Genomic DNA, 13,356 nt, shown 5'->3' with positions numbered 1-13,356 from the left:
CCTCACCGCCCCCGCGGAGCATCCCCTCCGGAACTCCGCGGGGAACGCGTGCGAGGAAGCGGCGAGGCGCGGCACAGGACAAGGATTCTCGCGCGTGACGCTCCCGACCATTCCGTTCTTCTCCCAGGCCCGGACTTTCGACCGTCTGTGGCCCGTCATTCGCTCCCGCGTGGAAGAGGTGTTCGACGACGGGAAGTTCTCCCACGGCAGTCAGGTGGGGCGCTTAGAGGAGGCGCTCGCCGCGTACACCGGCGCCCGGTACGCGATCGGCGTGAACAGCGGCACGGACGCGCTGGTGCTGCTGCTCAAGGCGTGCGGCCTGCGGCCCGGTGATCGGGTGCTGGTGCCGGCGTACTCCTTCGCCGCGACCGCCACGTCGGTCGTACTGGCGGGCGGGGAGCCGCGGTTCGCCGACGTCCTGCCCGACACCTACGCGATGGACCCGAGGCAGGTGCTCGCGCTGGGCGAGGAATGCCGGTTCGTGATGCCGGTGCATCTTTTCAGCCGCATGGCCGACATGAGTTCCCTCTCCGCGGCGGCCCGGGAACGCGGCCTGGACGTCATTGAGGACAGCGCCGAGGGAATCGGCATGCGGCAGGGGGGAATTCACGCCGGGCTGCACGGCCGGGGCGGAGTTCTGTCGTTCTTCCCGAGCAAGACGCTCGGCGCGGCCGGGGACGCGGGGGCCGTTCTCACGGACGATCCGGAAATCGCCGAGCAGATCTCCGCTCTGCGCCATCACGGGCGCCCGGGGCGCACGCTGGCGCACTTTCCCGGAATCTCCAACGAGACGTGGATTCCCGGTTTCAACGGCAAGATGGACGACGTTCAGGCGGCGGTGCTGCTGGCCAAGCTGACGGTGCTGGACGAGGACATCGCGCGCCGCGCCGAACTCGCCGCCGCCTACGGCGAGCGCCTGGGTGACGTGCCGGGGGTGAGCCGGCTGCCGGAGGTGACCGACGCGCCCGACGTCGTCTTCTACGTGTATCTGATCGAGGCCGAGCGGCGGGACGCCCTCGTGGCGCATCTGGCCGGCCGGGGCATCGAGACCGAGGTGTACTACCCGCGCCCCCTCCATCTGCAGCCGTGCTTCGCGGACTTGGGCCACGGCCCCGGGGACTTCCCGGTCGCCGAGGCCGCCGCGGAACGGGCCGTCGCCCTGCCGTTCCACGCCGACCTGGACATCGCCGAGGTGGACCGGGTGTGCGCCGCGATCCGCGAGTTCTACCAGGGAGGGCCGCGATGACCCGCGCCGACATCCCCTTCTTCCCGCCCGACCTGTTCACCGGCGAGGACCGGGAGACGTTCCTGCGGCTGCTGCGCGAGATCGGCACCTCGCGGGACCAGCGGTTCATCCTCGGCACCCGCACCCGGCGGTTCGAGGACGCGATGCAGGACCTGACCGGCGCGGCCGACGCGGTGGCGTGCGGCAGCGGGACCAGCGCCCTGTACCTGGTGCTGCGCGCGCTCGGCGTCGGGCCGGGTGACGAGGTCGTGGTGCCGGCCTTCGGCTGCGCCCCGCTCGCCGCCGCGGTGCTGCACGCCGGCGCCCGCCCCGTCTTCGCCGACATCGATCCGGTCACCCTCGTCGTCGACCCGGACGAGGCGGAGCGCTGGGTGCGGCCGGCCACCCGGGCGCTGATGCCGGCGCACATGTTCTCGGTGACGGCCGACATGCCGCGGTTCGCGGAGCTGGCCGAGCGGCACGGGCTGCGGCTCGTCGAGGACTCCGCCGTCGCGCAGGGCGCGGTGATCGCCGGCCGGCCCGCCGGGCTGTGGGGCGAGGCCGGCGTGTACTCGTTCGTCCAGGTCAAGTCGTTCGGCATGCCCGGCGAGGGCGGCATGGTCGTCACGCGGGACGCCGGCATCGGGCGGCGGGTGCGGATGCTGCGCAACCACGGGCAGGACGGCGTGCACCGCTTCCTGCACCACGAGATCGGCGTGAACAGCCGCTTCGACGAGATCCAGGCCGCCTTCCAGCTGCACCGCCTGCCGGGCCTCGCGGCGCGGCTCGAACGGCGCGCGCGCATCGCCGCGTACTACACCGACCGCTTCACGGGGCTGCCCGGCCTCACCCCGCCCCCGCCCGGCCGGGACGGCCGCTGCTACTACGTGTACACGCTCCTCGCCCACGACCGGGACGGGCTGCGCAAGCACCTCGCCGACACGGGCGTCGCCACGCACGTCTACTACCCGCTGCCGCTGCCCGCGCAGCACGCCTTCGCGCCGTACGCGGCCGAGGCGCAGCCGGGCGCGCGCTGGCCGCACGCCGAGCGGGCCGCCGCGCACCACCTCTCCCTGCCCGTGTACCCCCATCTCACCGACGCCCAGGTGGAGCACATCGCCGACGCGGTGTGCGCCTTCGCCCGGCGCTGATCCGGCCCCGGGCAGCCGGGGCCACTGGAGAGCCACCCGATGACCACCACCCAGGCCGCCGCGTCCGCGCCGCCCGGCGAGAGCAGGCCGCGCAGTTACGTCCGGCTCGGCAAACTCGACGTCTACGACTACTACTTGAGCGTATTCGTCGCCCTGTCGGCGGCGGCCGCCTCCACCGCGGGCCTCGACTCCGCCGCGCTGCCCGCCGTCGCGCTGCTGCTCGCCGGTGAGGTGCTGCTGGTGGCCGCGTCGGTCGCCCTCGACGACATCACCGGTTTCCTCGACGGCAGCGACGTCGCCAACTACGGCACCGACCACCCGCTGCGCAACAGGCTGCGCAAGCCGCTCGTCTCCGGGGCGCTGACGCTGCGCGAGGCCCGCGGCTTCGCCGTGGCGGCGGCGGCCGGGGCCGCGGCGCTGTGGGCGGCGGCCGTCGCGGTCGCTCCGCACCGGCCCGCCGGAACGCTTCTGCTGATGGCCGTCCTGTACGTGGGCGCGTTGCAGTACTCGTGGGGCCTGAAGCTGAGTTACCACGGCTTCCAGGAGGCCTTCCTCGTGGCCATCGGCGCGGGATTCGTGCTCGCGCCGTACGGCCTGACGACCGGTTCGTGGCCGCAATTCCTGCTGGTTCAGGCGGTGTTGTTCGGCTTCGGCCCGCTGATGTTCGGCGTGTACTCCAACACCAACGACGTCGAGGGCGACCGCGCGGTCGGCCGGCCGACCGTCGCCGCCCTCACCAGCGCGCGGGGCAACGCCCGGTTCGTCGCCGCGCTGTGCGTCCTGGAGTTCGCCGTCGGGGTCGCCGCGAGCGCGGCCGGGATCGCACCCTGGTGGTTCCCGCTGGTCATGCTGCCGGCCACCGCGCTGCGGGCCGTCCAGTACGTCACCGGGTTCCGCCGGGGCCGCACGATGCCCGCCCGGCGGCTCGGGTTCACCACGCACCGCCTCGCCACCGCCCTGCTCGTCACCGCCAACCTCCTTCTCCTCGCCACCGGAGCCGCCGTATGACCACCGACCTGGATGTGGCCGTCGTGGGAGCCGGCATGGCCGGTCTCGCCGCGGCCCACGAACTGCGGCGCTCCGGGCGGGACGTGCGCGTCTTCGAGGCGGAGAGCACCGTGGGAGGCCGGATGCGCACGCTGCGCCGCGACGGCTACCTCATCGACACCGGTGCCGAGCAGATCTCCCTGCGGGGCTACCGGGCGACGTGGGAACTGCTGCGCCGCTGCGGCATCACCGCGGACGCGCTGCACCACAGCGGCCGGCCGATGGGGGCCTGGCGGGCCGGCCGGGTGCATCGCGGTGTCGGCGATCCGGCGGCCGTCTTCACGGGTGCCGGCCTGGGACCCGCCGCCCGGCTGTCCCTGGCCCGGTTCCTGGCCTGGTCCGCGCGCCACCGGGCCGTCTTCGACCACGACCACCCCGAGCGCACGCCGCTGGGCGGTGCGACCGTCGCCGACCTCGCGGGCCGCTACCACCCGGAGCTGCTGGACCGGTTGCTGGACCCGCTCACCCGTGCCTTCTTCGGCTGGGACCCGGCCCGCAGCGCCGCGGCCCCCCTCGTCGCGCTGCTGCTCGCCGTCGGCCCGGTCTCCGCCTGGCGGGCCTACCCGGGCGGCATGGACCTGCTCGCCCGCCGCCTGGCCGACGACCTCGACGTCGTCACCGGGCAGTGCGTCGAGGAGGTCACCGACGACGGCGCGACCGCCCGCCTCACGGTCGGCGGCCGTACCCTCACCGCGCGGGACGTCGTCCTCGCCGTCCCCGCCCCGGTCGCCGCGCGCCTGCACGCCAACCCGGCGGCGGACGAGGCCGGTTACCTCGCCGCGAGCACCTTCCGCCCGATGCTGAAGGTGATGTGCGCGCTGGACCGCCCCCTGGCACCCGACCCGCGCTCCTACGCGGTGCTCACACCCGCCTGCGAGGACAGCACGCTGGCCGGCGTCATCGCCGACCACCTCCGCTGCCCCGACCGGGCCCCCGTCGGCCGGGGCCTGCTCGGGCTGATGGCGGCTCCGCCGCGCATCCCCGAACTGCTGGCGCTGTCCCCGCGGGAGGCTGCCGACCGGCTCACGGCCGCCGCCGAGCGCTACGTCCCCGGGCTGCGCGCGGCCTGCGTGGACCACTTGCTGGTGCACTGGCCGGACGCCATGCCGGAGTTCACCCCGCGCGCCCTCGCCGAACGGCCGGCGTTCCTCGCGCGGCCGGCCCGCAGCGTCGAGTACGCCGGCGACTGGGTGGCCGCCCGGCCCTCCAGCGAGGGTGCCGTACGGTCCGGCGCCCTCGCCGCCTCCCGCGTCATGAGCCGGCGCCCCGCACCCGTGTCCGCACCCGCACCTGTTCAGGAGGCCGCGTGAAACCCGGAGACATGGGGGTCCTGTTCGACGAACTCGCCGACGCCGGCACTCCCACCCGCATCGTCCTCGACCGCCCCCTCGACCTGGCGCCCGACCTGGGCACCCACTGGACGGTGCCCGAACTGGCCGTGCTGGTGCGGGAGACGGCCGGCGCCCTTGCCGAGGCCGGGGCCGGGCCCGGCGACACCGTGGCGATCGTCAAGGCCAACCACTGGGACTACGACCTCGTCGCCTGCGCCGCCGTACGCCTCGGCGCCGTACCGGTGAAGCTGTCGTCGCACCTGGCACCCGACGTCCTGCGCACTCTCCTCGCCCGCTGCTCCCCCGACGTGCTGGTCACCGACCTCGCCGTGCTCGACGCGGCCCGCGCGGCCGGCGCCGGTCCGGGCGGGCACGCCCGCACCACCGTCGTCCTGGACCGTGCGGGCGACGTCCCGCCGGGCGTGCTCCGCCTGGACGACCTGCGCGGCCACCGCGTCCCCGGGCCGCGGCGCCGCGACGACGACGCGCCGCTCGTGGTCACGCACACCTCCGGCACGACCGGGGTGCCCAAGCTGGTCCGGCACTCCACCCGCACGCTGATCCACGAACTGGCCCGTCCCGAGGCGACACGGCTGCCGCACATCGCGATCCGCCGAGGCGACACGGTGCTCAACGCCAGCGCCTATCCGCACGGCCGCACCTTCGCCTGGACCGCCGCCACCCTGTGCCTGACACCGCGCACCCTGACGATCGTGTCGGGGCAGGACGCCGACGCCGTCGATCCGCTGCTGCGGGCCCATCCGCCGACGGTGGCCGAGGGTCTGCCCTCGCGGTTCGTCCGCTTCAGGCCGCTCACCGAGCGGCTGGACAACCCGTTCCGGAACGTGCGCGTCTACATCAGCACGTACGACGCGGTGCACCCGCCGGTCGTCCGCTCCTACCTGGCGGCCAGTTCGCGACCCGGCGCGGTGTGGGTGCAGGTCTGGGGGCAGACGGAGACGGGACCGCTCACCTACTCGCTCCTCACCCGCCGCTCCACGGGTCGCCGGGCGGTGGCCGGTTCGACGGCCGTGCGCAACGCGGGGCGACCGCTGCCGGTGCGGACCCGGCTGCGGATCGTGGCCCCGGCCACCTTCCGTCCGGTGCCGGCCGGGTCGCCGGGCCTGGTGCTCGCGCGGGTGCCGTCACTCGCGCGCGGCTACGTCGGTGAGAGCGAACGCTGGGCGGCCAAGCTGCACGGGCCGTGGTGGAACACCGGGGACATCGGCGTCCTCGGCCGGGACGGCAGTCTGCGGCTGCTGGACCGGGAGGTCGACCACTCGCCGGTGCTGAGCTGTCTGCACGCCGAGGACGTGCTGGAGGAGCGGCTGCCCGAGGCCCTGGAGTGCGTCGTGCTGGCGCGGCCCGGCGCCGATCCGCTGCCCGTCGTCGTCACCGCCGACGGGCGGCTCGACCCGGACCGCTGGAAGCGGGCCGCCGAGGGCCTGCCCCCGCTGGCGGAGCCCGTCGTGCGCACGTGGGACGCGATCCCCCGCACCGGTACCGGCAAGGTCCGCCGCACGGCCCTCCTCGAAGACCTCACCGGCCTCGCCGCGACCTGCGGCACGGGCCGCTGGACCTGACCGATCGGAGTTTCCCGTGCGCCCGGAAGCCACCCCCGCGCCCGCCGTCCCCGCCCTCGTACCGGAGCCACGCGACGGCTACGTCTTCGACAACCACAGCCCGCACAGCGGCGACCAGCACCGCTTCCTCAGCGAGTCCCTGGACCCCATCACCCTCGGCCGCCTCGGCGACGCCGGGGTGGGTCCCGGCCACCACTGCCTGGAGATCGGTGCGGGCGGCGGCAGTGTCGCCCACTGGCTCGCCGACCGTGTCGCCCCCGGCGGCTCGGTCACCGCGACCGACGTCAAACCCGACCTCGTCCCCGCCCGGGCCGGTCTCACCGTGCTCGCCCACGACGTGGTCACCGACCCGCTGCCCGAATCCGCCTACGACGTCGTCGTCGCCCGCCTCGTCCTCCAGCACCTGCCCCAACGGCTCGCCGTCCTCGGCAAGTTGGTGCGCTCCCTGAAACCCGGCGGACTGCTGCAGATCGACGAGTTCGACACCTCGTACGAGCCCTGGCTGCTCGCCCCCGGTGAGGAGGACGGCAAGCTGTACCAGCGGTTCCTCGACACCAAGTCGGACCTGATGCGGGCCGGGGGCGGCGACCCCACCTGGGGGCGGCAGGCGGCGGCCGCCATGCGGGACGCCGGGCTCACCGGCGTCGATCCACGCCCGTTCATCCAGCTGCGCACACCCGGCTCCGCCGCGCTCGGCCTCCAGCTGCACCACACCCACCACCTCGAACCGCGCCTGCTGCGGGCCGGTTTCAGCCACGCGGAGCTGCGGCGGCTGCGGGACGTGATGCGGCACCCCGACTTCGCCGCGACCAGCAGCGTCGTCTACTCGGTCCAGGGCCGCAAACCGGCCGCCGACTCCAGGCGGGAGGCCCCGTGAAGCCGCATGTCCCCCACCCCGCCTCGCTGTTGCCCGGCGCGCGGCGGGCGGTCCGCCATCGGTACGCGGCCCGCGGCACCGACGACGCCGTCTCCATGGGCACGTGAGGGGGAACCGGTGACGGTCGTGCGCGAGCAGCCGGAGGCGGCGGTCGCCGGGGCGGCGGCGTCGGTTGCCGGGGCGTTGCTCCGGCGGACGCTGGACCGGCTGCCGGGCACCGCGGCGGCGGAGGCGCAGTTCGCTGTCGCGGGGCGTGGGCCGGTGGGCATCGACGCGGACGACGAGCGGGCCGTGCAGGCGGCGTGCGGTGTGATGCACGTGCACGGCAGGACCACGGGCGAGCCGTCGCCCCTGCCGGTGGGTTACGTGTCGGCGGTCGCGGGAGTGCTGGCCGCGCAGGGCGCCACGGCGTGCCTGCTGGCGCGGTGGCGCGGGCGCCCGGCGGGGCGGCCCTCCACCTCACTGGCGCAGGGGGCGTTGCTCGCGGTGGGCCAGTATCTGGCGGCCGCGACGGCGCAGGCCGCCCCGGGCGAGCCCGCTCGGGCCGTGGCAGCCGCTCCGGGGCTGGCCACGCTGACCACGGCCGACGGCGTGGACGTGGAGGTCGAGACGCTGGACCCCGGGGCGTGGCGGGCCTTCTGGGCGCGGCTCGGCGTGCCGGCGAAGGTGGCGGGGCGTGGGTGGGGGCCGTTCCAGCAGCGGTTCGCCACCGCGGTGTGCCCGCTGCCGGACGCCTTGCGCGACGCGGCGCGCGCGGTGAGTGTGCGGCAGGTCCGGGAAGCGGGGCGGGCGAGCGGCGTGTCGGTGGTGGTGGTCCCTGCGGACGACACGGGGGCGCCGGATGTTCCGCCGTGGGTCCTCGAGACGCACGGTCCCGCGACGTGCGGCGTGCCGGACCACCGGGGGCCCGGCGGTCCGCTGCCGCTGAGCGGGGTGCGGGTGGTGGAGTCCACCCGGCGTGTCCAGGGGCCGATGGCCGGGCATGTCCTGCGCCTCCTGGGCGCGGAGGTGGTCCGGGTGGAGCCCCCGGGCGGTGACCCGATGCGTGGCCTGCCCCCGCTGGCCGGCGACTGCTCGGCCCGCTTCGCGGCGCTGAACGCGGGCAAGGCGGTCTTCGAGGCCGACCTGACCACGCCGCGGGGCCGGGACGCCGTGCGGGAGCTGGTGTCGGGCGCCGACGTGTTCACGCACACGTGGGCACCGGGGAAGGCGGAGGTGTTCGGGCTGGACGCCGCCGCGCTGCGGGCCGTGCGCCCCGGGTTGGTGTACGCCTCGGCGTCCGGGTTCGGCGACGCGCTCGGGGCCGGTCCCCCGATCGGCACGGACTATCTCGCCCAGGTGCACGGTGGTCTGGCCACCGCCGTGCGGCCGGCCGGCGAGCGGCCGGCTCCGTCGCTGATGACGCTCACCGATGTCCTGGGCGGTCTCGTGCTCGCGCAGGCGGCGCTTGCGGGAGTGGCCGTCCGGGAGAGGACGGGGCTCGGCTGCCGGGCCGAGTCGTCGCTGCTGTCCGCCGCGGCTCTGGTGCCGCGACCGCAGCGACGGGTCCGTCTCACGCCGCTGGACCGCCCGCTGCCGACGGCGGACGGGCTGCTGTGTCTGGGGGCCGCGGCACGCGAACGCCCCGACGAGGTGGTCCGGGTGACCGGCGCGCGCGGTGTCGCGTCCCTGCCCGTCCGGCTGCGGGAGCGCGGTACCGGCGAGTGGCTGTCGAGGCTGCGCGAGTCCGGGCTGCCCGCGGTACGCGTCTGCACCGATCTCCGCGACCTCACCACCGACCCCGCCTTCGCACGGTCGGTCCTGCCGCCCGATGCGCGGGCGCCGTACGCCCGGCCGGTCCGGCCGTGGCATGTCAAGGAGGCCTGATGGACACCGGCATCCCCCCGGCGGACCGTGTCGTGTGGCGGTCGGGGAACGGGCTCGAGCTGCCCGACCTCGTCCCCGCACGGGACCGCGCCGCCTGGGCGGCACGCGGACTGACCGGCGACCAGGACCTGTTCGCCCTGTTCCGGCGGCACGCACACGCGCGGCCGGAACGGGACGCGGTCGTGGATTCCGCGGGAACCGTGTCGTACGCGGAGCTGTACGCCCTGGTCCTGCGGATCGCCGAACGGTTCGCGGCGGCCGGTCTCGGCGCGCGGGACGTGATCGCGCTGCGACTGCCCAACGGCCTGTTGGCCGCGGCCACCGAACTCGCCGTGTACGCGCTCGGTGCGGTGGCCCTGCCCTACCCGACCGGCGGCGGGAACCGTGACACGCGCGCGCTCCTCGGCCGCTCCCGGGCCGCCGGGGCGGTGTTCGCGGACCCCGACGACGTGCCGACCGCGGCGGAACTGCCCTGGCTGCGGGCGGTGTTCGTCACCGGCCCCACTGTGCCGAGGGGCGCGCAACCACTCGATCCGGCGCGGGCGACAGGCACGTTCCGTCCGACGGCGCGGCCGGAGGCCGGGGATCCGGCGCGGATCCTGGTGTCCTCCGGCACGGAGGCCGAGCCGAGGATGGTCGCCTACAGTCACCAGGCCTTCGCCGGCGGCCGGGCCGCGTACGTCCGTGCGCTCACCCCCGCGCACGCCGGGCCCCGGCGGCACCTCGTGCTCGTCCCGCTCGCCTCCTCGTACGGCTCGCTCGGCGTCCCGGTCACACTGGCGGCGCTGGGCGACACCCTGATCGTCCGCGAGCGGTTCGACACCGCCGACGCGCTGAGGGCGCTGACCGGGCATCGGCCCACGCATCTGTTCGCCGTCCCGACCATGCTCCGCAGACTCGCGGACCAGCCGCCCGTGCCCGGTGAGGACCTCTCCTCGTTGCGGGCCGTGGTGTCCAGCGGGGCGGCGTTGCCGGCATCCACCGCGGCCGCCTGCCGGGCCAGGTTCGGCCAGGACGTGATCACGGTGTACGGCTCCACGGACGGGGTGAACTGCCACACCGCCACCCCGGGCGCCCCGGCCGACGGCACGGCGGGAACGCCGAACCCCGCCGTCACGGACATCCGTGTCGTACGTCCCGACGGCACCCCCGCCGCGGTCGGTGAGCCGGGCGAAATCGTGGCCCGGGGCCCCATGACGCCGCTCTGCCACGTCGCCGCACCCGACCTCGACCGGCGCTACCGCACCGCCGACGGCTGGGTCCGCACCGGCGACCTCGGCACATTCGGCGACCAGGGGCGCCTGCACGTACTGGGCCGGTTGAAGAACGTCGTGATCCGGGGCGGCCGGACCATCAGCCCCGCGGAGGTCGAACGTGAACTCGGCACCCACTCCGGCCTGGCCGAGGCGGTCTGCGTCCCGGTACCCGACGAGGAGTACGGCGAACGGCTCTGCGCCTGCGTGCGACCCGCCCCCGGCGCCCCGGCCCCCACCCTCCCGCAGCTCGTGGACTTCCTCGCCGAACGCGGCCTGGAGAAACGGAAGTTCCCCGAGTACCTCCTGGTCACGGAGCACATGCCAGTCGGTCCCACGGGAAAGGTCTGCCGTCGCACTCTGACGACATCGGCGATCCGGGCCCTGCGGGACGGCCGACTGCACACCCGAGCGGACGGCCAGGGACTCCTCACGGCGTCCAGGTCCCCCTCTGGCCCACCGCTCCCCGGGAAGTGACGGGGGCGTTCCGTTCCGCGGGCCCGGTTCACCAGCATCACCTGCACCCTCGTCAGACGGGCGCGCCCAGCAGGTCCAGCTCCCTGCCGATCGCACGGCGCAGCGGGTCGTGCTGCGGGCCCAGCCGAAACCGCGCTTCCCTCCATCGGTCACGGGGATACAGCCACACCGGCCTGCCCACCAACTCCGTTGGTTCCCAGTCGAATCGCGGCCAGACGTGGGCGTGCAGGAACGTGTCCGTGTTGCCGAGGATCTCCAGGTTGACGCGCCGGAAGCCGGGATCCCGCCGCCGGCACGCCCGCTCGACCGCTTCTCCGAGTTGCTCCATGCCGGAGAGGAACGCCAGCCGCCGGGTCCTCGGCAGGTCGGACAGCCGCTCCACACCCGGCTCGTCCACGAGGAGAACCGAGTAGCCCGGCAGGAACTGGACGTCGCCGATCACCGCGAACCCGGCCGCGAGCCGCCGCAGCACGGTCGGGTTCCGCCCCCGCAGAGCGGCCCCGATCCGATCCTTGCGCCAGTCATCTGTCATGGCTCGACACTAACCACGGGGGCCGAGCGGTGCTTGGCCATGAGGTCACGGGTGGCGGTGCCGGTACGGCCGCAGGGTGACGCGACTAGTCTGCGGGGATGCAGGGGCGTGTGGAGTCTGTGGTGCGTTCGGAGCGCGTGGACCGTGTCGTCGCGACGGTCGTGGGGGCAGCCGTGGGCGACGCGCTGGGGGCGCCTTTCGAGTTCGGCCCTCCAGGTGCGTTCTCCGCCCGCTTCCCTGAACCCGGGGGCGGCGGCGAGATGTGCGGGGGCGGCGGCTGGGATCCGGGTGAGGCCACGGACGACACGCAGATGGCCGTTCTCGTCGCCGAGTCGCTGCTGCAGCGGGGCGGGCTGGACTTGCCGGACATCTTCGCGCGGTTCCAGCGGTGGGCGGCGGCCGAGCCCAAGGACATCGGCCTGCAGACCGAGGACGTGCTCACGAACGGCATGCCGTGGGACCTGGCCGCCGCGCTTCACTTCCAGGTCAACATGCGTGCGGCCGGCAACGGTTCATTGATGCGGGCATCGACGTCCGCGGTCCACTTCGCTCCCGCCGGACAGACGGTCACGATGGATGCCGCCCGGCGTATCGCGGCTCTTACTCACGGCGACCGTGCCGCCTGGGAAGGCACGGCGATCTTCCACGAGCTGGTACGCCTCGCGCTGGAGGGCGCCGACCCGCTCTTCGCCCTGCCCGACGTCCTGGACCACGTCCATCCCGACCACCGTCAGCGCTATGCCACGGTCCTTGCCGACGACTGGCACCCCGACAGGGCCACCGAGTTCAACGGCGCGGTCTGGCCCTGCCTGGGGACGGCGGTCTGGGCCCTGCGCAGCACGGCCGGCTTCGAGGACGCCCTTCGCGCGGCGATCGATGTCGGCGGTGACACGGACACCGTGGCCGCCGTCACCGGCGGTCTCGCCGGGGCGTACTACGGTCTCGATGCCATCCCTGTGCGCTGGACCGACCCCTTGCACGTCCCGCTGCCGGGGTTCGACGGGCGAGTGCTCCGGGTGGCCGAGCTGAGGGAACTCGCGCACCGGCTCGGGTGACCGTGGAGATGACTGTTCGCCGCCAGGGCTCGCGCGGCGGATCACAGGCCGTGCCAGGGCGGCAGTGTCTTTCCTCTCCTTGACCGCCCCCGGCAGGCAGTGCTGAAGTCGGCGCGTGGACAGCGTCCCCGCCAATCGGCGGTTCTGGAACCGGATCAGCGGCGCCTATCAGCACGAGCACGACCCGCGCATCGGCGCCGCACCCCGGCTGTGGGGTATGTACTCCATCCCCGACGCGCGCCTGCGCGCCCTGGGCGACGTCACCGGCATGCGTGTCCTCGAACTCGGCTGCGGTGCCGGCCAGTGGTCCAGGGCGCTCGCCGCCGAGGGTGCTGCCGTGGTGGGGCTCGACCTGTCCGAGGCCCAACTCGCCGCGGCGGCCCGGGCGATGGGAGCGGCCCGTTACCCGCTGGTGCAGGGCGCCGCCGAACGGCTCCCCCTCGCCGACGACAGCTTCGACCTGGTGTTCTGCGACTTCGGTGGGCTCAGCTGGGCGCCCCCGCATCTGGCCGTTCCGCAGGCCGCACGTGTCCTGAGGCCAGGCGGGCGCCTGGTGTTCAACGTCGCCAGCCCTTGGTTCGAAGCGTGCTACGACCAAGCCGCGGGCCGCGTGACCACGACGCTGCGGCAGGACTACTTCGGGCTGGACACCATCGCCGAGGACGACGGCGCCACCAGCTATCAGCTCACGTACGGCGGCTGGGTCAGGGTTCTGCGCGGCGCGGGTCTCGTCATCGACGACCTCGTCGAGCCGCGGCCCGAGCCCGGAACGCCCAACGGCTACAACGAAACCGACCCACCCGACTGGGCCCACCGCTGGCCGGCAGAACTCCTCTGGGTGGCCCACAAGCCGTAGGCCGTGCCGGACCGCGTGCGCCTCGGCCTGCTGCCGTACCCGGGTGACGACAGAGCCGCGGAAGCAGCCCGGCCGCGTGCTCGCGCCCTCGGCACAGGGCCGT

At 74.6% G+C, this 13,356-nt stretch carries 11 protein-coding genes and 1 pseudogene; 11 read left to right on the top strand and 1 reads right to left on the bottom strand.

Annotated features, from left to right (window positions below; all coding sequences use genetic code 11):
* Window positions 1–94: 94 nt before the first annotated feature.
* From ACZ7D7_RS22865 to ACZ7D7_RS22830, 8 genes are all read left to right on the top strand, one after another.
* Window positions 95–1,246 (top strand): DegT/DnrJ/EryC1/StrS family aminotransferase, encoded by a 1,152-nt coding sequence (locus ACZ7D7_RS22865; protein ID WP_470826548.1) that lies wholly within the window; start codon window positions 95–97, stop codon window positions 1,244–1,246.
* Window positions 1,243–2,376 (top strand): DegT/DnrJ/EryC1/StrS family aminotransferase, encoded by a 1,134-nt coding sequence (locus ACZ7D7_RS22860; RefSeq protein ID WP_470826547.1) that lies wholly within the window; start codon window positions 1,243–1,245, stop codon window positions 2,374–2,376. The genes ACZ7D7_RS22865 and ACZ7D7_RS22860 overlap by 4 nt, the downstream gene beginning before the upstream one ends.
* A 39-nt stretch (window positions 2,377–2,415) precedes the next feature.
* Window positions 2,416–3,384, top strand: a complete 969-nt coding sequence (locus ACZ7D7_RS22855) for a UbiA family prenyltransferase (protein ID WP_470826546.1) — start codon at window positions 2,416–2,418, stop codon at window positions 3,382–3,384.
* Window positions 3,381–4,733: a protoporphyrinogen/coproporphyrinogen oxidase gene (locus ACZ7D7_RS22850; RefSeq protein ID WP_470826544.1), complete on the top strand. Its 1,353-nt coding sequence runs from the start codon at window positions 3,381–3,383 to the stop codon at window positions 4,731–4,733. The genes ACZ7D7_RS22855 and ACZ7D7_RS22850 overlap by 4 nt, the downstream gene beginning before the upstream one ends.
* Complete coding sequence (locus tag ACZ7D7_RS22845; RefSeq protein ID WP_470826542.1) at window positions 4,730–6,337, top strand: class I adenylate-forming enzyme family protein; 1,608 nt, start codon at window positions 4,730–4,732, stop codon at window positions 6,335–6,337. The genes ACZ7D7_RS22850 and ACZ7D7_RS22845 overlap by 4 nt, the downstream gene beginning before the upstream one ends.
* 16 nt (window positions 6,338–6,353) lie before the next feature.
* Window positions 6,354–7,214, top strand: a complete 861-nt coding sequence (locus tag ACZ7D7_RS22840) for a methyltransferase (RefSeq protein ID WP_470826540.1) — start codon at window positions 6,354–6,356, stop codon at window positions 7,212–7,214.
* 117 nt (window positions 7,215–7,331) lie between these two features.
* On the top strand, window positions 7,332–9,080 hold the full coding sequence (locus tag ACZ7D7_RS22835; RefSeq protein WP_470826539.1) for a CoA transferase: 1,749 nt from the start codon (window positions 7,332–7,334) through the stop codon (window positions 9,078–9,080).
* A complete protein-coding gene (locus ACZ7D7_RS22830; protein WP_470826537.1) occupies window positions 9,080–10,810 on the top strand; it encodes a class I adenylate-forming enzyme family protein in 1,731 nt (576 codons plus the stop codon). Before ACZ7D7_RS22835 ends, ACZ7D7_RS22830 begins: the two co-directional genes overlap by 1 nt.
* Window positions 10,811–10,862: 52 nt before the next feature.
* Here the strand turns inward: ACZ7D7_RS22830 and ACZ7D7_RS22825 are convergent, their stop codons facing one another.
* Window positions 10,863–11,342 (bottom strand): diadenosine tetraphosphate hydrolase, encoded by a 480-nt coding sequence (locus ACZ7D7_RS22825; protein WP_470826535.1) that lies wholly within the window; start codon window positions 11,340–11,342, stop codon window positions 10,863–10,865.
* 122 nt (window positions 11,343–11,464) lie between these two features.
* Between ACZ7D7_RS22825 and ACZ7D7_RS22820 the strand changes: the two genes are divergently transcribed.
* The 3 genes and pseudogenes from ACZ7D7_RS22820 to ACZ7D7_RS22810 all read left to right on the top strand — a co-directional run.
* A complete protein-coding gene (locus tag ACZ7D7_RS22820) occupies window positions 11,465–12,397 on the top strand; it encodes an ADP-ribosylglycohydrolase family protein (protein WP_470826534.1) in 933 nt (310 codons plus the stop codon).
* Between the two features lie 115 nt (window positions 12,398–12,512).
* Window positions 12,513–13,253, top strand: coding sequence for a class I SAM-dependent methyltransferase (locus tag ACZ7D7_RS22815; RefSeq protein WP_470826532.1), 741 nt, complete (start codon window positions 12,513–12,515; stop codon window positions 13,251–13,253).
* 3 nt (window positions 13,254–13,256) lie between these two features.
* Window positions 13,257–13,334 (top strand): annotated as a pseudogene (locus ACZ7D7_RS22810) (VOC family protein); the annotation flags it as partial.
* Between the last annotated feature and the right edge of the window lie 22 nt (window positions 13,335–13,356).

The sequence above is a fragment of the Streptomyces sp. NPDC037054 genome, from assembly GCF_055606745.1.
The sequence above is the reverse complement of the archived record's forward strand: the minus strand, read 5'-3'. Positions and strand labels throughout refer to the sequence as shown.

Bases quoted from the DNA above. Each gene is read 5' to 3' on its own strand.
- ACZ7D7_RS22860 (WP_470826547.1), top strand. From the start codon at position 1,243: ATGACCCGCGCCGACATCCCCTTCTTCCCGCCCGACCTGTTCACCGGC.
- ACZ7D7_RS22855 (WP_470826546.1), top strand. From the start codon at position 2,416: ATGACCACCACCCAGGCCGCCGCGTCCGCGCCGCCCGGCGAGAGCAGG.
- ACZ7D7_RS22850 (WP_470826544.1), top strand. From the start codon at position 3,381: ATGACCACCGACCTGGATGTGGCCGTCGTGGGAGCCGGCATGGCCGGT.
- ACZ7D7_RS22830 (WP_470826537.1), top strand. From the start codon at position 9,080: ATGGACACCGGCATCCCCCCGGCGGACCGTGTCGTGTGGCGGTCGGGG.
- ACZ7D7_RS22825 (WP_470826535.1), bottom strand. From the start codon at position 11,342: ATGACAGATGACTGGCGCAAGGATCGGATCGGGGCCGCTCTGCGGGGG.